The 19,755-nt window shown below is 65.1% G+C and carries 19 protein-coding genes and 1 riboswitch; of the genes, 16 read left to right on the top strand and 3 right to left on the bottom strand.

Annotation, left to right across the window (positions count from 1 at the left end):
• Positions 1-2: 2 nt before the first annotated feature.
• From EN846_RS12715 to EN846_RS12645, 15 genes are all read left to right on the top strand, one after another.
• Positions 3-1,349 (top strand): FAD-binding oxidoreductase, encoded by a 1,347-nt coding sequence (locus tag EN846_RS12715; protein WP_127283744.1) that lies wholly within the window; start codon positions 3-5, stop codon positions 1,347-1,349.
• A 121-nt stretch (positions 1,350-1,470) separates the two neighbouring features.
• Positions 1,471-1,905, top strand: a complete 435-nt coding sequence (locus tag EN846_RS12710) for an EamA family transporter (protein WP_127283745.1) — start codon at positions 1,471-1,473, stop codon at positions 1,903-1,905.
• Positions 1,902-2,909 carry an NAD(P)-dependent oxidoreductase gene (locus EN846_RS12705; protein ID WP_127393026.1) on the top strand — a complete coding sequence of 336 codons (1,008 nt, stop codon included), beginning with the start codon at positions 1,902-1,904 and terminating at the stop codon, positions 2,907-2,909. The genes EN846_RS12710 and EN846_RS12705 overlap by 4 nt, the downstream gene beginning before the upstream one ends.
• Positions 2,910-2,943: 34 nt before the next feature.
• A complete protein-coding gene (locus EN846_RS12700) occupies positions 2,944-4,410 on the top strand; it encodes an aspartate aminotransferase family protein (RefSeq protein ID WP_187331316.1) in 1,467 nt (488 codons plus the stop codon).
• A gap of 18 nt (positions 4,411-4,428) precedes the next feature.
• Positions 4,429-5,670, top strand: coding sequence for a hypothetical protein (locus EN846_RS12695; RefSeq protein ID WP_127393024.1), 1,242 nt, complete (start codon positions 4,429-4,431; stop codon positions 5,668-5,670).
• Positions 5,667-6,419: an FkbM family methyltransferase gene (locus tag EN846_RS12690; protein WP_128275080.1), complete on the top strand. Its 753-nt coding sequence runs from the start codon at positions 5,667-5,669 to the stop codon at positions 6,417-6,419. Before EN846_RS12695 ends, EN846_RS12690 begins: the two co-directional genes overlap by 4 nt.
• Positions 6,420-6,514: 95 nt before the next feature.
• A riboswitch (TPP riboswitch) is annotated at positions 6,515-6,631 on the top strand.
• Between the two features lie 103 nt (positions 6,632-6,734).
• Positions 6,735-8,570: a phosphomethylpyrimidine synthase ThiC gene (gene thiC / locus EN846_RS12685; protein WP_128346606.1), complete on the top strand. Its 1,836-nt coding sequence runs from the start codon at positions 6,735-6,737 to the stop codon at positions 8,568-8,570.
• The gene (gene thiO / locus EN846_RS12680) at positions 8,567-9,616 is read left to right on the top strand and encodes a glycine oxidase ThiO (RefSeq protein WP_128346605.1); all 1,050 of its coding nucleotides are present in this window, start codon (positions 8,567-8,569) and stop codon (positions 9,614-9,616) included. Before thiC ends, thiO begins: the two co-directional genes overlap by 4 nt.
• Positions 9,537-9,734: a sulfur carrier protein ThiS gene (gene thiS, locus EN846_RS12675; RefSeq protein ID WP_095783628.1), complete on the top strand. Its 198-nt coding sequence runs from the start codon at positions 9,537-9,539 to the stop codon at positions 9,732-9,734. Before thiO ends, thiS begins: the two co-directional genes overlap by 80 nt.
• Positions 9,735-9,736: 2 nt before the next feature.
• Entirely contained in the window at positions 9,737-10,510 is a 774-nt protein-coding gene (locus EN846_RS12670) for a thiazole synthase (protein WP_128275380.1), read from the top strand.
• Positions 10,507-11,112, top strand: coding sequence for a thiamine phosphate synthase (locus EN846_RS12665; protein ID WP_127393167.1), 606 nt, complete (start codon positions 10,507-10,509; stop codon positions 11,110-11,112). Before EN846_RS12670 ends, EN846_RS12665 begins: the two co-directional genes overlap by 4 nt.
• The gene (locus EN846_RS12660) at positions 11,103-11,861 is read left to right on the top strand and encodes a hydroxymethylpyrimidine/phosphomethylpyrimidine kinase (RefSeq protein ID WP_127393169.1); all 759 of its coding nucleotides are present in this window, start codon (positions 11,103-11,105) and stop codon (positions 11,859-11,861) included. The genes EN846_RS12665 and EN846_RS12660 overlap by 10 nt, the downstream gene beginning before the upstream one ends.
• A 158-nt stretch (positions 11,862-12,019) precedes the next feature.
• The gene (locus tag EN846_RS12655; protein ID WP_127393166.1) at positions 12,020-14,581 is read left to right on the top strand and encodes an FAD-dependent oxidoreductase; all 2,562 of its coding nucleotides are present in this window, start codon (positions 12,020-12,022) and stop codon (positions 14,579-14,581) included.
• Between the two features lie 81 nt (positions 14,582-14,662).
• Positions 14,663-15,508 carry a DUF1194 domain-containing protein gene (locus EN846_RS12650; protein ID WP_127393165.1) on the top strand — a complete coding sequence of 282 codons (846 nt, stop codon included), beginning with the start codon at positions 14,663-14,665 and terminating at the stop codon, positions 15,506-15,508.
• A gap of 96 nt (positions 15,509-15,604) precedes the next feature.
• The gene (locus EN846_RS12645) at positions 15,605-15,952 is read left to right on the top strand and encodes a peptidase inhibitor family I36 protein (RefSeq protein WP_127393164.1); all 348 of its coding nucleotides are present in this window, start codon (positions 15,605-15,607) and stop codon (positions 15,950-15,952) included.
• 45 nt (positions 15,953-15,997) lie between these two features.
• On the opposite strand, the gene EN846_RS12640 is transcribed toward EN846_RS12645, so the two are convergent.
• Both EN846_RS12640 and EN846_RS12635 read right to left on the bottom strand, forming a co-directional pair.
• Positions 15,998-16,849, bottom strand: a complete 852-nt coding sequence (locus EN846_RS12640) for a TSUP family transporter (protein WP_127393163.1) — start codon at positions 16,847-16,849, stop codon at positions 15,998-16,000.
• Between the two features lie 45 nt (positions 16,850-16,894).
• A complete protein-coding gene (locus tag EN846_RS12635) occupies positions 16,895-17,038 on the bottom strand; it encodes a DUF1127 domain-containing protein (RefSeq protein WP_127393168.1) in 144 nt (47 codons plus the stop codon).
• A gap of 280 nt (positions 17,039-17,318) precedes the next feature.
• On the opposite strand from EN846_RS12635, the gene EN846_RS12630 reads away from it, so the two are divergent.
• The gene (locus tag EN846_RS12630) at positions 17,319-18,662 is read left to right on the top strand and encodes a PLP-dependent aminotransferase family protein (RefSeq protein ID WP_135859619.1); all 1,344 of its coding nucleotides are present in this window, start codon (positions 17,319-17,321) and stop codon (positions 18,660-18,662) included.
• A gap of 10 nt (positions 18,663-18,672) precedes the next feature.
• Here EN846_RS12630 and EN846_RS12625 read toward each other — a convergent pair whose 3' ends face one another.
• Complete coding sequence (locus tag EN846_RS12625; protein WP_348627112.1) at positions 18,673-19,611, bottom strand: GlxA family transcriptional regulator; 939 nt, start codon at positions 19,609-19,611, stop codon at positions 18,673-18,675.
• Positions 19,612-19,755: the final 144 nt, after the last annotated feature.

Below are 19,755 nucleotides of genomic sequence, written 5' to 3'. Positions count from 1 at the left end.
GCATGGCCGCTTACAGTTTCCAAAGTTTCGGCCGCGCCACGCCGGCGGCGCGCCATGCGATCCCTGCGGAAGACGCCATCGCGCTGCTGAAGAGCGGCGCGGCGAAGGACGGTTCCTTGCTCGGCTATGGCAATGGCCGTTCCTATGGCGACACCTGCCAGAACCAGGCCGGCTCGGTGGTCGACATGCGGCCGCTCAACCGCGTCCGCGCGTTCAACGCCGAGACGGGTGTGCTGGAGGCGGATGCCGGCGTTCTGTTGTGCGACATCATCGCCCACGCCGCACCCCACGGCTTTTTCCCGGCGGTGGTTCCCGGCACGCAGTTCGTGACGCTCGGCGGGGCAATCGCCAACGACGTCCACGGCAAGAACCATCACCGGCGCGGCACCTTCGGCTGCCATGTCGAATCGCTGACGCTGCTGCGCTCGGACGGCAAGACCTATCGCTGCTCGGCGACCAGCAATGCCCGGCTGTTTCGGGCAACCATCGGCGGCATGGGGCTGACCGGGCTGATCCTGTCGGCGTCGATCCGGCTCATGCGGGTGCCTTCGCTCGACATCGTCGAGAAGGCGACGCCCTTTGGCGATCTCGGCGAATTCTTCGAGCTGACCGAAGCGGCCGACCAGGCCAATGAGTACGCCGTCGCCTGGATCGACCAGCTCGCCGGAGGGCGAGGGCGCGGCCTGCTGTTCACCGGCAACCATGCCGAGCATGGTTTGCATGCGGCGTCCCGTGCCGGCGCGCGCCTTTCGGTGCCGCTGCAGCCGCCATTCAATGTGCTCAACCGGCCGTTCCTGACTGCTTTCAATGCTGCCTATCGATGGAAGAAGGGGCGATCGGCGGCGCCGCGCCAGGTCGGCTACCAGGGCTTTTTCTTTCCGCTCGACGGTGTTGGCGACTGGAACCGGCTCTATGGACCGAAGGGCCTTTTCCAGCACCAGAGCGTGGTGCCGGAGGGGCCGGCGCGGCATGCCGTGCCGGCGCTGCTGGAAGCGGCAAGGCGCGCCGGGCAGGGGTCCTTTCTCACCGTGCTGAAGCGTTTTGGCAAGGTCCACTCGCCGGCGCTGCTGTCGTTCCCGAGGCCAGGCTTCACGCTGACGCTCGACTTCCCCAACCGGGGCGAAAAGACGCTCAGGCTGCTTGCCGAACTCGACCGCATTACGATCGAGGCGGGCGGCGCGGTCAACCCATACAAGGACGCGCGCATGGGCGCCGAGACCTTCGCGGCATCCTTCCCGGACTGGCCGCGGCTGGAAGCTGTGCGCGATCCCGCCTTCATGTCCGACTTCTGGGCGCGCACGGCAAAGAAACTGGATGAACGGCAGGGAGCTGCGCAAGCGGCGGAATAGGTAGAATTCGAATAAATCTTGGTAAAAGAAGCGTTAAAGCCAGGGTTTACTCAAACAGTCACGTGACTTCACGAAATGTTTGCAGGTTTGTAATAGGACCGCTGCGGGCGGGGTGGCAACAATGAAATACATCGTCTTCATTCTCTTCACGGTCATGACCAATGCGGCGGCCCAGCTGATGCTGAAGCAAGGCATGATGTCGCTCGGGCCAATTTCGTTCGAGGGCACCAATCCGCTGCTAAAGCTGCTGCAGATCGTCTTCAGCCCGTGGGTGTTCCTCGGGCTCTGCACCTTCGTCATCTCGATGGCTTCGCATCTCTATGTGCTGTCCAAAGTCGAGCTCAGCTTCGCCTATCCATTTCTTAGCCTCGCCTATGTCGCGGTCGCCGTCTTCGCCTATTTCGTTTTCCGCGAGGACCTCAATGGCTGGCGCGTCGCTGGCATCGCCTGCATCTGCGTCGGCACGGTGCTGATCGCCCAAAGTGGGCGAGGGCACGAGGACCGGACCGCTTCCATCACCCAAGACAAGATCGGCACAAGCGAGATCGTTCGATGAGACATGTGATTTTCGGCGGCGACGGTTTCGTCGGCCGCCACCTTGCCCCCAAGCTTGTTGCCGACGGCGAAGAGGTCGTTGTCGCCGACATCGTCAAGAGCGATCTGCCGCATTATCGCTCGGCTCGTTTCGTCACATGTGACGTCACCGATCCGGCCTCTGTCGCGACCGTCGGGCTCAGGGGAGAGGACATGGTCTACAACCTGTCGGCGAAGATGCTGTCGCCGATCCAGGTGCGCGCCAAGCGGCACGACTTCTTCTTCCCGGTGAATTTCCACGGCACCGAGAACATCATGAAGGCGATGGACAAGGCCGGCGCCTCGAAGCTCGTCCACTACACGACCGACATGATCTACGGGCACACGGTGACGATGCCGATGACCGAGGAGCATCCGGTCGCGCCGCTCGGCGAGTACGGCCTGTCGAAGTTGAGGACCGAGGAGCTGGCTGCCGAACGGCGCAAGCGCGGCATGTCGATCTCGCTGTTCAGGCCGCGCCTGATCATCGGCCCCGGCCGCCTCGGCATTTTGGAAAAACTGTTCAAGCTGATCGACTGGAATTTGCCCGTGCCGATGATCGGCTCGGGCAAGAATCCCTACCAGTTCATCTCTGTTTTCGACTGCGCGGAAGCTGCCCGCGCGGCCTGGAAGGCCGGCGTGCCGAACGAGGCCTATAATCTCGGCTCCCTCAACCCGCCGCCGGTGAAGAAGCTGCTCGGCGACCTGATCCGGCATGCCGGTTCGAAATCGGTCCTGATCCCGACACCGGGCTGGGCGGTCAAGCGCACGCTCGACCTGCTCGACCTCATGAACATGCCGATCATGGATCCGGAGCAGTATCTGATCGCCGACGAGGAGTGCGTGCTCGACGTGTCCAAGGCCGAGCGCCAGCTCGGCTGGGTGCCGCAATATCGCGACGAGGACATGCTGATCGCCGCCTACAGCGAGTACCGCGCCAAGAAGGACGGCCACGCCGTCGCCACCAAACACGTTCCTGCCGAATAAAGGCGACGAAGGGGAGATTTTTCAGATGACCGTCATGGCCAAGCCGGAACACACGGGCACGCGCACGCTGGTCGAGGCGCCGGCGCTGTCGCCCGCCACCATCGCCAAGCCCGAGCTGATCAGCGTCGAGCAGGCCAAGGCGATGGACGTCGCCCGCATCACCGACCTGTTCAAGGCGCATCTCAATCCGGGCCAGCTGCATTTCATGAAGCTGCTCGGCTTCCACAAGGTCAAGATCGAGCGCGCCGAGGGCATGTTCTACATCGACCAGAACGGCCGCAAGATCCTCGACTTCTTCGGCGGCTTCGGCTCGCTGGCCTTCGGCCACAACCATCCGCGCATCCTCGAAGCACGCAAGAAATTCCAGGAGGAGAAGCGGCAGGAAATCGCCATCGCTTTCATGTCGCAATATGCAGCGGCCCTTGCGCACAACATCGCCAAGTGCTCGCCCGGCGACCTCGACATGGTGTTCCTCGGCTCGTCCGGTTCGGAAGCCATGGAAGCGGCGGTGAAGCTTGCCGAGCGCGCCGCCGGCCCGAAGCGGCCGAAGGTCGTCTATGCGGAGAATTCATTCCACGGCAAGACCAAGGGCGTGCTGGCGATCACCGACGGTTCGCTCTACCGCGCCGACTTCAAGGTGGCGGACAATGTGGTGCGGGTGCCCTTCGCCGACATCGATGCGGTCGAGCGCCTGTTCAGGAGCGATCCCGAGATCGGCGTCATCGTGCTCGAAACCATCCAGGGCGGCGGCGGCATCATCCAGGCGCCTGGCGAATACTGGCAGAAGCTGCGCGCGCTTTGCGACCAGTACGGCGTGCTGTGGGTCGCCGACGAGGTGCAGTGCGGCTATGGCCGCTCCGGCCGCTTCTACGCTTTCGAGCACTACGGTGTCGTGCCGGACGTGACGGCGCTGGCGAAATCGCTCGGCGCCGGCAAGGCGGCGGTCGGCGCCATGATCGCCAGGCGCGACGTCTACATGAAGGCCTATGGCACGCCGAAGACGGCGATGATCCATGCCATGGCGACTTTCGGCGGCATGGGCGAAGCCTGCGTCACCGCGATCGAGGGGCTCAACGTGCTCTACGACGAAGGCCTGATCGACAATGCGGCCGCGACGGGCGACTACCTTCTGCAGCGCCTGCAGGCGCTCAAGGAGAAGTATCCGAAGATCATCAAGGACGTGCGCGGCAAGGGTTTTATGATCGGGCTCGAGTTCCACGATTTCTCGCAGACCCTGCCGATGGTGCTGCGGCCGATCGTCAGCGTGCTCGACGACAAGCTGAAGGGCTCGCTGTCCGGCTTCGTCGGCTCGCTGCTGTTGCGCGACTACGACGTGCTCGTGGCCTTCACCGAATACAATCGCAACGTCATCCGGCTGGAGCCGCCGCTGATCTGCCAGCGCGAGCATGTCGACCGCTTCGTCGATGCCTTCGACAACCTTCTGTCGCGCGGCATCGTGGCGATCGTGAAGGATTTCGTCAAAAGCCAGGTCGGCAAGTAGAGGGCGCTGAGCAGAACGATGCTGACCAGGCCGCCGACTGTCCCGACCAATCCGCTCGACCGGTTCGCCGGGGCTGGTCTCGCCTGGGGCGAGGGCACCTATGCGCGGCTGGCGGCACCCATCGGCGCGGCGGCTTTCTCGCTCTACATCCTTTTGACGGCGGCAACGGCCTGGATCATGCCCGACGCCAACTGGGATATGCTGCCCTATCTGGCGGTCGCCGAGGAAGGCACCTATCCCGATCCGCAGGTCCTGCACGACTATGCCTACAGCACGGTTAAGGCGGGCGTCTCGGCCGCCGACTACAAGACGCTGACCGACGATGGCGGCGGCTACCGCAGCCATATGGCGGAAAATGCCGCCGACTTCCATTCGCTGCTCGGCATGTACCGGATCAAGTTCCTCTATGCCGAGATCCTGTCCGGCCTCAGCCATGTCGTGTCGCCGGTCGAGGCTATGCGGCTAGTCTCCGTGGTCTCGGTGCTGCTGTTCGGCGGCATCACGCTCATCTGGCTGCGTTCGGAAGGCGCGCTGGCCCTGGCTCCGATAGTCGGCGCGGTGCTGATCATGGCCGATTTCGGCGATGCGGCGCGCGCCTCGACGCCAGACCTCCTTTGCGCGGCGCTGTTCCTCGGCGGCCTGTTCGCCTATGTGCGCAGACGCGAGGCGGCGACCGCGATCCTGCTGTTCCTCGCCTTCATGGCGCGGCCGGACAACATCGTCTTCCTGGCGATCTTCGCTGTGCTGATCATCGTCTTCCGGCAAAAGGCCTGGGGTGCGTTGGCGGGCTTTGCCGCCTCCTTCATTGCCTATTTCGCCATCTCGCACTGGGCCCAGCATCCCGGCTGGTGGCCGCATCTGTGGTTCTCCACGATCGAGCAGCACTACAACATGGACGGCTTCGAACCACCATTCTCGCTCGCGGCCTACCTCAAGGCCTTCGCGGTCTCGCTGCTGCGTGCGATCAACGCCAACAGTTGGGTGGGCGTCTCGGTTCTGGCGCTGGCCGGATGGTACGCGCTTGGCCGCGCCGGTTTCCGCCTCGAGCGCCGCGCCGGTATCCTGCTTGCGGCGCTGGTGCTCGGCGTGCTGGCGAAGTTCACGGTGTTCCCAATCCACGACACACGCATCTATTTCCCCAACCTGCTGCCGCCCTTCCTATTGCTGGGCGGCCCGCTGATGGCGCTGTGGGCCTCGGTCGGCCAACGCCGCGCCGCGCCGCTCGTCGTTGGCGGAGACAAGCCCGGAGACACGCAATGAGTTCCGTTTCCAACCTGGCGCGCATCGCGCTCTCGTTCGGCCTTCCGGCCGGGCTGCTCGATCGCGGGCCGGCGCTGCGCGGCACGAAGTTCCTCGCCCGGGCGGCGCTGATGGCACGCTTCGGCGGCAGGCCGTTCCAGATGGTCAATGTCGGCGCCTGCGACGGCGCCCTATTCGACGACGTCACGCCCTGGCTGCATCGCATTCCAAGGGCGCGGGCGATGCTGGTCGAACCGATCCCCTACAATCAGAAGCGCCTGCGCGCCAACTATCCCGATACCGGGCGCTTCATCATCGAGCCTGTGGCGGTGACGCGGACCAGGGGGACGATCACCGTTCATACATTTGACGCCGCCGCGCTCGAAGACGGCACGCTGCCGATCGAGTTCATCGGCTGCTCGTCGGTAACCGACACCAATCTGATGTCGGGCAAGAACGCCTGGGGCGAGGCGGACGCCAACTTCAACAAGTTCGCGCCGCACCTCAAGGACATCGAGGTGCCGTCGGAGACACTGCAGACGCTGCTCGACCGCAACGGCATTGCCTATATCGACGCCTTCCTCGTCGATTGCGAGGGCGCCGACTGGATGGTGTTCGACCAATTGGACCTCAAGCGCTACCGTCCCGGCATGATCAAGATCGAAGTCGGCGCGCTGCCGGCGGCCGAGATCGGCCAGGTGGTGGTCAAACTGAAGACCGCTGGCTACCAGGTCGGCTTCCAGGCCGAGGACGTCTGGGCTTTCGCCTGAGTTTCGCCGACCCCCCGTCCACAAGGGCAAGTCTCTCCCGCCGCCGCGCCGGCAGAACACGGCTTGACAAAGCGGCGCCGGCCCCTCCAACCTGAGGCATTCACCAGGGGAGTCCCGGCAAGGGGCTGAGATACTGCTGGCTTTCGCGGCGCAGTGACCCGTTGAACCTGATCCAGTTCATGCTGGCGTAGGGACGGTGCAAGCGCTTTGCGGGAGTCTATGCCCGAGGTCCTGTTTCGGCAGGGCGACCAAAGCGTCTTTTCATCCTTCCGGCACAGAACTGGGTCTCCAATGCATGAGCAAAGGAGCCTCAAGATGAATGCCCTTACCCCCACCGTGTCGACGGGGCCGTTGCCCGCCTCGCGCAAGGTCCACAAGCAAGGCAGCCTCCACCCCCAGATCAAAGTGCCGATGCGCGAGATCTCCGTCCATCCGACGGCCGGCGAGCCGCCCGTTACCGTTTACGATCCATCCGGCGCCTATACCGACCCGGCTGTCGAAACCAACATCGAAAAGGGCCTTGCCCGGCTTCGCCAGGAATGGGTTACAGCACGCGGCGATGTCGAAGCCTATGACGGCCGCCATGTGCGTCCGGAAGACAACGGGTTCGCGACAGGCGAGCGCCTGACGCCGGAATTTCCGATCCGCAATCGTCCGCTGCGGGCGAAAGCCGGCAAGGCGGTGACCCAGCTTGCCTATGCGCGCGCCGGCATCATCACGCCCGAGATGGAGTTCGTCGCGATCCGCGAGAATCTGGGCCGCGAGGCCCTGCGCGGTAAGCTCGAGCGCGACGGAGAAGCCTTCGGCGCGGCAATCCCCGACTTCGTGACGCCAGAATTCGTGCGCGACGAGGTGGCGCGCGGGCGGGCGATCATTCCCGCCAACATCAATCATCCCGAGAGCGAGCCGATGATCATCGGGCGCAATTTCCTGGTCAAGATCAACGCCAATATCGGCAACTCCGCTGTCATCTCGTCGATGGCCGAAGAGGTCGAGAAGATGGTGTGGGCGATCCGCTGGGGCGCCGACACGGTGATGGACCTGTCGACGGGCCGCAACATCCACAACATCCGCGAATGGATCGTGCGCAATGCGCCAGTCCCGATTGGCACGGTGCCGCTTTACCAGGCACTGGAAAAGGTGGGCGGCATCGCCGAGGACCTGACATGGGAGGTGTATCGCGACACGCTGATCGAGCAGGCCGAGCAGGGCGTCGACTATTTCACCATCCACGCCGGCGTGCGGCTGCACTATATCCCGCTGACCGTCGACCGGGTGACCGGGATCGTCTCGCGCGGTGGCTCGATCATGGCCAAATGGTGCCTGCACCATCACCGGGAGAGCTTCCTCTACGAACACTTCGCCGAGATCTGCGACATTTGCCGTGCCTACGACGTGTCCTTCTCGCTCGGCGACGGGCTTCGTCCGGGCTCGATCGCCGACGCCAACGACGCCGCGCAGTTCGCCGAGCTGGAAACGCTAGGCGAGCTGACTCAGATCGCCTGGGCCAAGGACTGCCAGGTGATGATCGAGGGGCCCGGTCATGTGCCGATGCACAAGATCAAGCAGAACATGGACAAGCAGCTCGCCGTCTGCAGCGAGGCGCCGTTCTATACGCTGGGGCCGCTGACGACCGACATCGCGCCGGGCTACGACCACATCACCTCAGGCATAGGTGCTGCCATGATCGGCTGGTTCGGCACGGCCATGCTCTGCTACGTCACGCCGAAGGAACATCTCGGCCTGCCCGACCGCAATGACGTCAAGACCGGCGTGATCACCTATAAGATCGCCGCCCATGCCGCGGATCTCGCCAAGGGCCACCCTGCGGCGAAGGTCAGGGACGATGCCCTTTCCCGCGCGCGGTTCGAGTTCCGCTGGGAAGACCAGTTCAACCTGTCGCTCGACCCCGAAACGGCGCGCTCGTTCCACGACGAGACCTTGCCCAAGGAGGCGCACAAGCTGGCGCATTTCTGCTCGATGTGCGGGCCGAAATTCTGCTCCATGCGCATTTCCCACGACATCCGCGCCGAGGCACAGAAAGAAGGCATGGCGGCGATGGCGGCGAAATACCGTGAGGGCGGCGATCTCTACGTGCCGGCGGACGAGACCGGCGCACCGCTCATACCACAGGGGCGTGAGCCGTCATGAAGGTGCTGGTCAATGGGGCCGGCGTCGCCGGCCTCACCGCCGCCTTCGAACTCGCCACGCGCGGCGCGACGGTGACGGTTGCGGAGACAAGGCACGGCCTTGGCGGCAATGCGTCGTGGTTCGCCGGCGGCATGCTGGCGCCCTGGTGCGAGCGTGAAAGCGCCGAGCAGCCGGTGCTGGATCTCGGACGCGACGCCGCTGACTGGTGGGATGCGGCGACGCCCGGCCAGGTGACGCGGGCCGGAACGCTGGTCGTGGCCGCGCCGCGCGATGCGGGCGAGCTCGACCGCTTCGCCAGCCGCACGACGGGTCACCGGCGTGTCGATGAAGACCAAGTCGCGCGCCTCGAGCCCGACCTCGCCGGCAGCTTCCGTCGTGGACTGCTCTTCCCCGACGAGGCCCACCTCGACCCGCGCGAGGCGATGGCGAAACTTCATGACCGGCTCGCGGCCATGGGCGTCGCATTCCGCTTCGGCGCCGATATCAGGCAGGTTTCCGGTTTCGATCGCCGGATCGACTGCACGGGAATGGCCGCTGTCGACGACAGGCTGCGCGGCGTGCGCGGCGAGATGCTGATCCTGCGTGCGCCCGACGTCTCGCTGTCGCGGCCGGTCCGGCTGCTTCATCCGCGCTTTCCGCTCTACATCGTGCCGCGCGCCGACCACCGTTTCATGATCGGCGCGACGATGATCGAAAGCCAGTCCGGGGGATCGATCACAGCCCGTTCGATCATGGAGTTGCTAAGCTCTGCCTGCGCGCTCCATCCGGCCTTTGGCGAGGCTGAGGTCCTTGAGACCGGCGTCGGCGTTCGCCCGGCCTTTCCAGACAACCTGCCGCGCGTCGAAACGAGCGGCGACACCGTCAGGATCAACGGCCTCTATCGTCATGGCTTTCTTCTGGCGCCCGCCGTGGCACGGCAAGCAGCCGAAATTGTCTTCAGGCAGCACGAACCTGTGGAGTCTACACATGAAACTGATCGTCAACGGCGAAGCGCTCGAGATCACGGCGACAACCCTGGCGGCGCTGCTTGCGGCGCTCGACTATGAGGGCGATTGGCTGGCAACGGCCGTCAACAGCGACCTCGTGCACAAAGCCCATCGGGCGGAATTCCATTTGAGCGACGGTGACCGGATCGAAATCCTCTCGCCCATGCAGGGAGGCTAGCGATGCTGGAGCTTTTCGGGACGACGCTTCCCTCTCGCCTGCTTCTCGGAACGGCGCAATATCCGTCGCCAGCCATCCTTGCCGATGCGGTTAAGGCCTCGGGCACATCGGTGCTGACCGTCTCCTTGCGGCGGGAGATGGCGGGCGGCAAGGCCGGCGAGAAATTCTGGGCGCTGATCAGCACGCTTGGCACGAAAATCCTGCCCAACACCGCCGGCTGCCATTCCGTCAAGGAAGCGGTCACGACCGCGAAGATGGCACGCGAACTGTTCGGCACGAACTGGATCAAGCTGGAAGTGATCGGCAACCACGACACGCTGCAGCCGGATGTGTTCGGCCTGGTCGAGGCGGCGCGCATCCTCAGCGAGGACGGCTTTTCGGTATTCCCCTACACCACCGACGACCTCGTCGTCGCCGAACGGCTGCTTGAGGCGGGCTGCAAGGTCCTGATGCCGTGGTGCGCGCCCATCGGTTCGGCGCTGGGGCCGGTCAACATCCCGGCGCTGCGATCGATGCGCGCACATTTCCCTGGCATCCCGCTGATCGTCGACGCGGGATTGGGCCGGCCATCACATGCCGCGACCGTGATGGAACTCGGCTTCGATGCGGTGCTCCTGAATACGGCGGTCGCCAAGGCTGCCGACCCGGTCGGCATGGCGCGGGCATTCGGCAAGGCGGTGGAAGCCGGCCATGAGGCGTTCCGCTCGGGAATGCTCGAACCGCGCGAGGTCGCGATGCCGTCGACGCCGACATTCGGCAGGGCGGTTTTCGTATGAAGCTCGATCCCTTCTACCTGATCGTCGACAGCGCCGACTGCATCGAACGGTTGGCGCCCCTCGGCGTCAGGCTGGTTCAGTTGCGCATCAAGGCTATGGACGAGGCCGGACTGCGCGCCGAAATCCGCAAGGCGAAAGCCTTGTGCGCCGAGCACCAATGCCAGCTTATCGTCAACGACCACTGGCGACTGGCGATCGAGGAAGGCTGCGACTTCATCCATCTTGGCCAGGAGGATCTGCAGACCGCAGACCTCTCGGCGATACGCGCAGCCGGTATGAGGCTCGGGCTCAGCACGCATGATCATGCCGAACTGGAAACGGCCATCGCCGCCAAGCCCCACTACATCGCGCTCGGCCCCGTCTATCCCACCATCCTGAAGAAGATGAAATGGGCGCCGCAAGGGCTGGAGCGGATCGGCGAGTGGAAGCGCCGGGTCGCGCCCATCCCCTTGGTCGCCATCGGCGGCCTCAACCCTGACCGGCTCGACGGCGTTCTCGACGCGGGCGCCGACAGCGCCGCGGTTGTGACCGATATCACGTTGAATGCCGATCCCGAGGCGCGCACGCGGGAATGGATCGCAAGGACGGAGCGATGGCGCTGAGGCAAGAACCGCACGTCCTTGTCGTTGCCGGATCCGACTCCAGCGGGGGTGCCGGACTTGCACGCGATATCGAGACGATCTCTTCGCTTGGCGTGCGCACCTGCCTGGCCGTCACCGCGCTGACAGTTCAGACGCACGAAAGCGTGGCGCAAATACACCGCTCATCGCCACGCCTGGTGGCCGACCAGATGCGCGCCGCGCTGCAGGCCAACGAGGTGGTCGCCATCAAGATCGGCATGCTGGCGACTGCCGAGACCGTCGTTGCCGTTGCGGCCGTGCTGCGCGAAAATCCGCGGGTGCCGGCAATACTCGATCCGGTGTTGGCCTCCACCTCAGGCCGGGCGCTGCTGGAAGCTGACGCGGTCGCGGCCATGAAGCATGACCTGATGCCGCTTTGCCGCTTGGTCACGCCCAATCTCATCGAGCTGGCGCTTCTTGTCGCGGCGGAATGCGCTACCGACGAGGATGGCGCGATCAGGCAGGGTCAGGAATTGCTCGGCGCAGGTGCACAGGCCCTGCTGATCAAGGGCGGTCATGCATCGGGACCGCGATCGACCGACATTCTGTTGCGCTCGAACCAAGACCCACTCCGCTTCGACACACCGCGCCTTACAGTATCGATGCGTGGGACGGGATGCATGCTGGCCAGCGCGATCGCCGCGCATCTGGCGAAGGCGAAGCCGCTTGAAGACAGCGTGCGCGAAGGTAAGCAGCTTGTCTTCCAGAAACTCATGGAGCGGTCCGACTGACTCCGGCGCATGGCAAAAATCCTCGCCTGTGGTGTCCGAAGGAAGCATGTTCAGCCGTTAGGGTCGCTCGGTCTTTTCGTAATGTCGCAAACAGGCTTCAATCGCGACACCGCTCCGCCCTATAGTCCGCCCGCTTTACCACTTTGGAGTCACGGGCAATGGCAGGGTTTCCGGAAAAGGCGAAGGTCGTCATCGTCGGGCTGGGCGGGATCGTGGGCGCTTCCATCGCCCATCACCTGATCGAGCGCGGATGGGACGACATTGTCGGCATCGACAAGTCCGGCATCCCGACCGATATCGGCTCGACGGCGCACGCGTCCGACTTCTGCTACACGACCAGCCATGACTTCCTGTCCTGCTGGACAACGCTCTATTCGATCGATTTTTACGAGAAGATGGGCCATTACGCGCGCATTGGCGGCCTCGAAGTCGCGCGCGTCGGCGACGACAGCCGCATGGCGGAGATCAAGCGCAAGATCGCTTCCGCCAAATCCTTCGGCACCCGGGCGCGGCTGATCGAGCCGGCCGAGATCAAGGAAAAGTTTCCGCTGATCGAAGAGAGCATGGTGCAGGGCGGCTTGTGGGATCCGGATGCCGGCCTGGTCATTCCGCGCTCGCAGACGGTCGCCGGCAAGCTCGTCGACCAGGGTGTGGCCTCCGGCAAGCTCCAGTCTTTCGCCAACACCTCGGCCAAGTCGCTGATCGTCGAGAACGGGCGCATCAAGGGCGTGGTGACCGAGCGCGGAACGATCATGGCCGACTATGTGGTCGTCTGCACCGGCATCTGGGGCCGTTTGACCGCGGCGCTGGTCGGCGAGGACCTGCCGGTGATGCCGATCGACCATCCGCTGACCTTCTTCGGCCCCTACAACGAGTTCGCCGGCACCGGCAAGGAGATCGGCTGGCCACTGCTGCGCGACCAGGGCAATTCGGCCTATATGCGTGACACCGGCGACCCGAAGACCGCCGAGGGCGGACAGATCGAGTGGGGCTATTACGAAGAGAACAATCCGCGTCTCTGCCACCCGCGCGACCTGCTCGAAAAGGACCAGGCGCGGCTGTCGCCGTCGCAGCGCGATCTCGACATGGAGCAGATCCTGGCGCCGCTGGAACGCGCCATGGAGCTGACGCCGATCTTGGGCGAGCTCGGCTACAATGAGAGCCATTCCTTCAACGGCCTGCTGCAGGTGACCACCGACGGCGGCCCGTCGATGGGCGAGAGCCAGAAGGTGAGGGGCCTCTGGTACGCCGTCGCCATCTGGGTCAAGGACGGCCCCGGCATGGGCAAGCTGATCGCCGACTGGATGACCGACGGCCGCACCTCGATCGACCATCACGCCATCGACTATGCGCGCTTCTACCCGCACCAGACGAAGGAAGAGTTCATCTGGGAGCGCTGCACCGAGACGGCGATGAAGGTCTACAATCCGGCTGTGCATCCGCGCGAGCCGTTCTCGAAGGGCCGCAACATACGCCGCTCGCCGTTCTGGGAGCGCGAGAAGGAACTCGGCGGCTATTTCATGGAACTCGGCGGCTGGGAGCGCGCCCACGGTTATGCCGCCAACGAGCATCTGCTGGAGAAATACGGCAACCGCGTGCCGGTGCGCCAGGACGAATGGGACAACCGCCATTTCTGGCGCGTCTCCAATGCCGAGCATCTGGCGATGAGCGAGGATTGCGGTATCGTCAACCTGTCGCATTTCTCGATGTATGACGTCGAAGGGCCCGACCATGTCGCGCTGCTCGAATGGCTGTGCGCGGCCAAGATCGGCGGCGACAACAACATCGGCAAGGGCATCTACACCCACTTCCTCGACGAGGAAGGCATGGTGCGCGCCGACTTCACCGTCATCCGCATGGCCGACCGCTGCCGTGTGATCGACGGCGCCGACGCCGGTCCGCGCGACTTCCGCTACATGCAGCGCACCGCGCAGGACAAAGGCTTCGACGTCACCGTCACCGACGTGACCGAAAAATACGTCACCATCGGCATCTGGGGCCCGAACGCGCGCACCACTCTGCAGAAGGTGGTCGAGGATCCGAACGGGCTGACGCCGGAGAATTTCCCCTTCGCCGCGATCAAGCCGATCCGGATCGGCGGCAAGGATGTGACGGCGTTCCGCATCTCCTATGTCGGCGAGCAGGGCTGGGAATTGCACATGCGCTACGAGGATGGCCTGGCCGTCTGGGACGCGCTGCGCTCGACCGGCGTCATGCCGTTCGGCGTCGAGACCTATGCCAACACGCGCCGCATGGAAAAGAGCCTGCGGCTGCAGAACGCCGACCTGCTGACCGAGTACAATCTGCTCGAGGCCGACCTTGCACGTCCGAAGGTCAAGGAGAACGATTTCTGCGGCAAGGCCAAGCATGTGGAGTATCGCGCCCGCGAGCATCAGCCGGCGATGCTGTGCACGCTGGTGATGACCGACAACATCGATGCGAACGGCGTCGCGCGCTATCCGGTCGGCACCATGCCGGTGCTGGACCCCGCGACCGGCGAGACGCTGGTCGACGAACTCGGCCGCCGCTCCTTCACCACCTCGGTCGCCTACGGCCCGACCATCGGCAAGAACATCGCGCTTGCCTATCTGCCCTGGGCCTACGCCCAGGAAGGGCGCAAGCTGCAGGTCGAGTATTTCGGCGAGACCTATCCGGTCGAGGTTGCCGGCGTCGGCTACAAGCCGCTCTACGATCCGGAGAGTCTGAAGCCGCGAAGCTGAGTTCTTTCTAGCGCACGAGAAGCCCGGCTCCCGCCGGGCTTTTCGCTTTGTCCGGCCGCGATTCTCGCTTACCGTCGCGGCATGTCTGCTTTTGCCAGTGCAAGACATCTCCTTCCGTTCGGCGCCGCGCTGGCGTCGGCGCTTTGCGCGACGCCCGCATCCTCCGCGGAACCCGTCGACATCGAGCTGGTGCTTGCCGTCGACGTCTCGCTGTCGATGTCGCCTGAAGAGCTCGAGATCCAGCGCCATGGCTACGCGGCGGCGCTGACGCACGATCTGGTGCTGCGAGCCATTGCCGACGGCGCCTATGGCAAGATCGCCGTCACCTACGTCGAATGGGCGGGCAGCAACTGGCAGCGGGTCATCGTGCCGTGGACGGCGATCGCCAACCGGGCCGATGCCGAGCGCGTGGTCGAGCAGCTCAACGCCCACCCGCCGGACAGCGCCAGGCGCACCTCGATTTCCGGCGCGCTGGAATTCGGCAGCGATCTTTTCGCCGAAAGCGGCTTTCAGGGCGTCAAGCGCGTCATCGACATTTCCGGCGACGGGCCCAACAACCAGGGCGCGCCCGTCAACCTCGCGCGCGATATCGTGGTGAGCCAGGGCATCACCATCAACGGGCTGCCGTTGATGACGCGCGGCGGCTTCACCGGCGCCTACGACGTCAATGATCTCGACCGCTACTACAGCGACTGCGTCATCGGTGGTCCCGGCGCCTTCATGATCCCGGTCAACGACTGGACGCAGTTTCCGGAAGCGATCCGCCGCAAGCTGGTGCTGGAGCTTGCAGGTCCCGGTTCGCCGCAATGGGCGGCCGATGAGGCAGCCCATCCGCCGATGGTGCTCGCCCAGGACAAGCCGATCGTGGATTGTCAGGTCGGCGAGAAAATGTGGCGCGACCGCAGCTGGATGTTCGACAGCCGCTAGTTGTCATGCCCCGGCTTGCCTGTCCGGTGCCGGCCATGCAAAGTCGTCGCGCCGTGCCGATCATACGGCTTCCATGCGCAAACGAGGAGACGTCCCATGAAATCTGTCGCAATCCTGATGGCGGCCGCATCGGTGTTTTGCGCCGGCAGCGCCAGTGCTCAGTATTACGGCGATGCGGGCTGCGTCATGTTCGAGCACTCGAATTTTCGCGGCCGCGCGCTGGAATTGGGGGCGGACGATTCGGTGAGCTTTCGTGGCGGCCAGTTCTGGAACGATCGCGTCTCCTCGGTGATCGTGAGCCGCGGCTGCACCCTCGTCGCCTATTCGGATACGAGGATGCGAGGCCGGTCGATCGAGCTCAATCGCAGGGTCCGCGATTTCAGCAATACCGGCTGGAACGATCGCATCTCATCAGCCGAATGCTATTGCGGCGAGCGGTATTGAGCCGGCCGTGATCTGAGCCAAGACTGCCCGACGTCAAGCGGAGATTCAAGACTCCGACCGGGCCTTTGCACCCGGCGCTGGGACTGCCGCCTGCATGCGCTCGTTCTGGTCGGTCTGCTGTTCCGCGGGCGTCGCTGCCGCAAGCGCTCGCGGTCCGCCGAGCTGGGCAATGCCCTGGACCAGGCAGGTGGCGGCGGTGGCGACGATCAGCCACCGGCTCCAGCGCGTGAAATGCGCGTCGCTGATGGCATCGAGGGCGCGCCGCGAAAGCTGCGTCCCGATTGCCGCCAGCGCGATAGCCAGCGCCACCGCCGTCGGCGCCAGGACGTCGGTGCCGGTGACCAGCAACTGTCCGAAATAGACGACCTTGAGGAAGTGCCCAAGCGCCTGGATGGCGGCCTTGGTCGCCACGGTCTGCCGGCGGTCTAGTCCGGTGCGTATGAAGAAGACGTCGAGGATCGGCCCCGAGACCCCGGCGGTGAGCTGCAGCGTCGTGCAGAGGAAGCCGCAGCAGACGCCGTGGCCGCCGCGGCGGATGTCGGGCGCGATGGCGCGCGGCACGGACAGCCCGGGAAAGGAGAGCAGCGCCAGCGTGATCAGCGCGACCGGCTTGCTCGGCACCAGCTCGATCGCCGCCAGCAACAGGGCGGCGGCGAGTGCGCCTACGGCATAGAAGGCAGCGATGCGCCACCGGATCGCGCTCCACCAGAGCCAGGCCCGCCAGCTGTTGGCGGTGAGCTGGGTGAGGCCGTGCAGCACCATCGCCACCGTCAACGGCATGATCGCCATCAGCACCACGATCAGGATCATGCCGCCGGCCATGCCGAAGATGCCGGAAATAAACGACGTGGCGAGCACGGCGGCGGCAAGCTCGGCGGCAAAAAGCAAGGTGATCATGGCGACCTCGCGGGTTCTCGAACGGTTGGTCGAACGTCGCGCCTCCTAGCGGCCCTCGCGCACGGCGAACGCGATCTCGCCGCGCGCCAGACCGATATCGGTCAGCAGGTGATCGTCGAGTTGCCGCAGCGCGCGCATTGCCTTGCGCGCTCGCATCTCCTTACGGATTGCACCGAAGCCATGCCGCATCGAGTGCGCGAGCCGGTGCTGCGGATGGTGATTGGTGGTGGCCTGAACGATCGAGGTCATCTCTGTCTCCTTTGCTGTCGGCGCCGCCGTTCGGGCGAGCGCGGGGGTTGCGCGTGCGCTAGCACGACGCTGATTGACCGCTGTCCGGCCGGTTCATCCGGGTTTTTCGGCTGCACCTGTCCTCGAGCTGGCTCGACCTCGGTGCAATGTTTGCCTTGCGACCTAGGAAATCGCATGCTAATTGCCTCGGTGCAATCGAAACATTGCTCTCGGTGCAATTATGTCGGCAAACGAATACCTGAAGCTCGCGGATGACGTCGCCCTGGAGATCGCAGAGGGCCGCCTGAGGCCCGGCGAGCGGCTGCCGCCGCAGCGCAGCTTCGCCTACCAGCGCGGCATCGCGGCATCGACCGCGACCCGCGTCTATGCCGAGCTATTGAGGCGCGGCCTGGTCGTCGGTGAGGTCGGTCGCGGCACCTATGTGTCGGGGCAATCGCGCCGGGGTGCCGCGGCGACCACGGATCCCGGCGATCCGCGCATCGACCTGGAGTTCAATTTCCCAATTCTACCGGGGCAGGCGCAACTGATGTCGCAGAGCCTTGCCGGACTTGGCGATACGGACGCAATGCAGATTGCACTGAGGCCGGCGACCAGCGGCGGCACGCCGGCGGCGCGAGAGCTAAGCGCCCGTTTCCTCGCCCGCGGCGGCTGGTCGCCCCGGCCCGATGGGCTCGCCTTCACTGGCGGCGGCCGTCAAGCGATCGCCACCGCGATCGCCACCCTGGTTCCGACCGGTGCGCGCTGCGGCGTCGAGGCGGTGACCTATCCGCTGGTCAAGGGCATCGCGGCGCGGCTCGGCGTCAATCTGGTGCCGCTCGCCATGGATGAGAACGGGGTGCGCCCGGACGCCGTCGAGAAGGCGCATCGCGAGGCGCGGCTGTCCGCGCTGTACGTGCAGCCCGTGCTGCACAACCCGCTCGGCATCACCATGCCCGCCGCTCGCCGCGAAGACCTGGCCCGGCTCGCGGAAAGCCTCGACCTGGTGATGATCGAGGACGCGGTCTACGGCTTCCTCGCCGACGAGGCGCCGCTGGCGGCGCTGGCGCCTGACCATTGCGTGGTGCTGGACAGCCTGTCGAAGCGCGTCGCGCCGGGGCTGACGCTGGGCTTCGTCAGTGCGCCGCCGCGGCTCAGGGAAAGCGTCATGGCTTGCATCCGTTCCGGCGGCTGGGGGGCAGGGGGCTTCGCCTTCAACGCCGCGCAGCGGCTGATCGCCGACGGCGTTGTCGGCGAACTCGTCGCAGCCAAGCGCGAGGATGCCAGCCGTCGCCAGCGTCTCGCCGCCGACTGCCTTTCAGGGTTCGAGGTGCAGGCTGACCCGCGTTCCTACCATTTGTGGCTCACTTTGCCGGAACACTGGCGCTCGCAGGCTTTCGTCGCCGTCGCCGCGAGGCGCGGCATCGCGATCACGCCGTCGAGCGCCTTCGCCGTCGGCCCCGGACACGCGCCGAATGCCGTTCGGCTGGCGCTTGCGGCGCCGCCGATCGAGCGGCTCGAGGAGGCCTTGCGCACCTTGGCAGGCATGCTGCACGCGAGCGAGCAGGACTTCGCCTTCGTGGAATGACCGCTCCGCCTCAGGCCGCCAGCAGCTGCTTGCGGTCGACGCGTTCCTGCTGCGGCGAGCGGGCATAGAGCTCGCGGTAGCATTTGGAGAAATGCGAGGCGGAGACGAAGCCGCAGGCCACCGCCACCTCGACCACCGGCATCGACGACTGGATCAAGAGATGGCGGGCGCGGTCGAGCCGGATCTCCAGGTAGTAGCGGGCGGGCGAACGGCCCATCTCGGTGCGGAACAGGCGCTCGATCTGTCGGCGCGAGAGATCGACATGGTCGGCGATCTCGATCAGCGACAGCGGCTCGGAGAGGTTCGCTTCCATCAGTTCGATGATGGTCAGAACCTTGGAATTCTGCACGCCAAGACGGGCGCGCAGCGGCAGGCGCTGGCGGTCGGTCGGGCTGCGCACACGGTCGGTCAGCACCTGCTCGCAGACGCGGTTGACGAGGCTCTCGTCGAAATCGTCGCCGATCAGCTTCAGCATCATGTCGAGCGCGGCGGTGCCGCCGGCGCAGGTGTAGATGTTCTGGTCGATCTCGAACAGGTCGGCAAAGACGTTGGCCTTGGGGAAGGCTTCGGAAAAGCCGGGCAGATTCTCCCAATGGATGGCGCAGCGCTTGTTGGACAACAGGCCGGCGGCGGCAAGGATATGCGCGCCGGTGCACAGCCCGCCGACGGCGACGCCACGATTGTATTCCTCGCGCAGCCAGGCGAAGGCCGACTTGTTCTGGTAGCGCTCCACATTGACGCCGCTGCAGACGATGGCCATGTTCGGCCGGTCCGGTCCGGCCATCTTCCTGCGCTCCTCCTCAAGCGAGGTGTTGACGGCGCATTCGACGCCGTTCGAGGCGCGCACCGGCTTGCCGTCGATACTCGCCAGGCGCCAGCTATAGGCCTCGTAGCCAAGCATGCGGTTGGCCGAGCGCAACGGATCGAGCGCCGTCGCGAAGGCGATCATGGTGAAGTCGGGGACGAGGAAAAATACAAACGATCTCTTGATCGGGTGCTTTACGGCATTCACGGGAAACCTCACGCGGCCATGACGCGAACAGGATGTCGCGAATAGCATAGCGACATCAGGAAAAACCATTCCTGTCAATCG

The organism is Mesorhizobium sp. M4B.F.Ca.ET.203.01.1.1 (genome assembly GCF_004791025.1).
In the GTDB taxonomy this organism is placed as follows: domain Bacteria; phylum Pseudomonadota; class Alphaproteobacteria; order Rhizobiales; family Rhizobiaceae; genus Mesorhizobium; species Mesorhizobium abyssinicae.
This window is presented reverse-complemented; position numbering and strand designations above follow the sequence as displayed.

Coding starts and splice junctions, on each gene's coding strand:
- thiS (WP_095783628.1), top strand. CDS start 9,537: ATGAAACTGATCGTCAACGGCGAAGCGCTCGAGATCACGGCGACAACC.
- EN846_RS12690 (WP_128275080.1), top strand. CDS start 5,667: ATGAGTTCCGTTTCCAACCTGGCGCGCATCGCGCTCTCGTTCGGCCTT.
- EN846_RS12650 (WP_127393165.1), top strand. CDS start 14,663: ATGTCTGCTTTTGCCAGTGCAAGACATCTCCTTCCGTTCGGCGCCGCG.
- EN846_RS12640 (WP_127393163.1), bottom strand. CDS start 16,849: ATGATCACCTTGCTTTTTGCCGCCGAGCTTGCCGCCGCCGTGCTCGCC.
- thiC (WP_128346606.1), top strand. CDS start 6,735: ATGAATGCCCTTACCCCCACCGTGTCGACGGGGCCGTTGCCCGCCTCG.
- EN846_RS12670 (WP_128275380.1), top strand. CDS start 9,737: ATGCTGGAGCTTTTCGGGACGACGCTTCCCTCTCGCCTGCTTCTCGGA.
- EN846_RS12635 (WP_127393168.1), bottom strand. CDS start 17,038: ATGCGGCATGGCTTCGGTGCAATCCGTAAGGAGATGCGAGCGCGCAAG.
- EN846_RS12695 (WP_127393024.1), top strand. CDS start 4,429: ATGCTGACCAGGCCGCCGACTGTCCCGACCAATCCGCTCGACCGGTTC.
- EN846_RS12655 (WP_127393166.1), top strand. CDS start 12,020: ATGGCAGGGTTTCCGGAAAAGGCGAAGGTCGTCATCGTCGGGCTGGGC.
- EN846_RS12645 (WP_127393164.1), top strand. CDS start 15,605: ATGAAATCTGTCGCAATCCTGATGGCGGCCGCATCGGTGTTTTGCGCC.
- EN846_RS12630 (WP_135859619.1), top strand. CDS start 17,319: ATGTCGGCAAACGAATACCTGAAGCTCGCGGATGACGTCGCCCTGGAG.
- EN846_RS12705 (WP_127393026.1), top strand. CDS start 1,902: ATGAGACATGTGATTTTCGGCGGCGACGGTTTCGTCGGCCGCCACCTT.
- EN846_RS12660 (WP_127393169.1), top strand. CDS start 11,103: ATGGCGCTGAGGCAAGAACCGCACGTCCTTGTCGTTGCCGGATCCGAC.
- EN846_RS12710 (WP_127283745.1), top strand. CDS start 1,471: ATGAAATACATCGTCTTCATTCTCTTCACGGTCATGACCAATGCGGCG.
- EN846_RS12665 (WP_127393167.1), top strand. CDS start 10,507: ATGAAGCTCGATCCCTTCTACCTGATCGTCGACAGCGCCGACTGCATC.
- EN846_RS12625 (WP_348627112.1), bottom strand. CDS start 19,611: ATGATCGCCTTCGCGACGGCGCTCGATCCGTTGCGCTCGGCCAACCGC.
- thiO (WP_128346605.1), top strand. CDS start 8,567: ATGAAGGTGCTGGTCAATGGGGCCGGCGTCGCCGGCCTCACCGCCGCC.
- EN846_RS12700 (WP_187331316.1), top strand. CDS start 2,944: ATGGCCAAGCCGGAACACACGGGCACGCGCACGCTGGTCGAGGCGCCG.
- EN846_RS12715 (WP_127283744.1), top strand. CDS start 3: ATGGCCGCTTACAGTTTCCAAAGTTTCGGCCGCGCCACGCCGGCGGCG.